Here is a 1,116-nt window from a genome sequence, read left to right as displayed (position 1 = left end):
AGGAACTTTTGCATGGTTTACAGCAACATCAGAAGAAGTAGTAAATGAATTTACAGCAGGAACAGTAAAAATTAATCTAGTGGACAACTTTGAAGGTGCTCCAAATGTAAACCCTGGCGATTGTTATGAAAAGGAAGTATATGTTGAAAATACTGGAACAAAGAAAGCATTAATAAGAATTAAAAAAGATATAGCATTTGCTGATGAATCAGGATTAAGTTTAGAACCAGTAATATATGAATTAGGTGAAAATTGGGAAGAGCATGATGGATATTTCTATTACATGAAAATAGTAGAAAAAGAAGGAAAAACTAAACCTTTATTCAAAGATAATAAAATTTGTTTTGATGGAGCATCAATGAATGATGATTATCAAGGTGCTAAACTTGATATAACAATTAAAGCAGAAGCAATCCAAGCAACTAATGGAGCAGCAGCAGCTGAATGGGAAGTTGATTTCTTACCAAATATTGATAATAATAATCCTATTGACTAAATAATAAGTAAATTAGAAATAATAACAAATAAATTATTAAAGGCATATGTATAATATATACCATATGCCTTTAATAAAAAATAATTCATAAAGGAGGGAATAATAAGTGTATAAAAAAATTAAATTGATATTTATTCCAGTATTCATATTCACTTTCTTAATTTTTAATATGATATTTATGAATAATTTAATATATGCAGATGATCAGATTCAAGTTATAGGAAATGATGAGGGTCTAGATGTAGTACCAAGCGACGAAAAGTTTTTTGACTTTGACAATTTAAATCCTGGTGATGTAAAGAATGGGACTATTACAATAAGAAACAACTATGAAAGTCCTTTCAATATATATATGAGGCAAGAAAGAATAGGGGAAGCAGAAGAAGTAGATTTATTAGCACAACTTATACTCAAAATATCTTATGAAGGAAATTTATTATATGAAGGATCCATGAAAGATTTTGCAAATGATAATATACTACTTGGAAAACTGGAAACTGGTAATGTTACAAAATTAGATATGACTGTAACCCTTCCTGGCCCAGAAACAGGAAATGAATTTCAATGTAAGACTGTAGAAAATCAGTGGATATTTACAGCACAATCTGAAATGGTAGAAG

General features: G+C 28.8%; 2 protein-coding genes. Both read left to right on the top strand.

Annotation, left to right across the window (positions count from 1 at the left end):
- Positions 1–496: TasA family protein (locus tag ACTHW2_RS10975; protein ID WP_442263961.1), on the top strand; the 496-nt coding region annotated here is incomplete at its 5' end.
- 106 nt (positions 497–602) lie between these two features.
- A partial coding sequence (locus tag ACTHW2_RS10970; RefSeq protein ID WP_442263960.1) for a hypothetical protein occupies positions 603–1,116 on the top strand: 514 nt, incomplete at its 3' end.

Origin of the sequence: Tissierella sp. (assembly GCF_052089545.1) — a bacterium.
In the GTDB taxonomy this organism is placed as follows: Bacteria; Bacillota; Clostridia; order Tissierellales; family Tissierellaceae; genus Tissierella_A.
The sequence above is the reverse complement of the archived record's forward strand: the minus strand, read 5'-3'. Positions and strand labels throughout refer to the sequence as shown.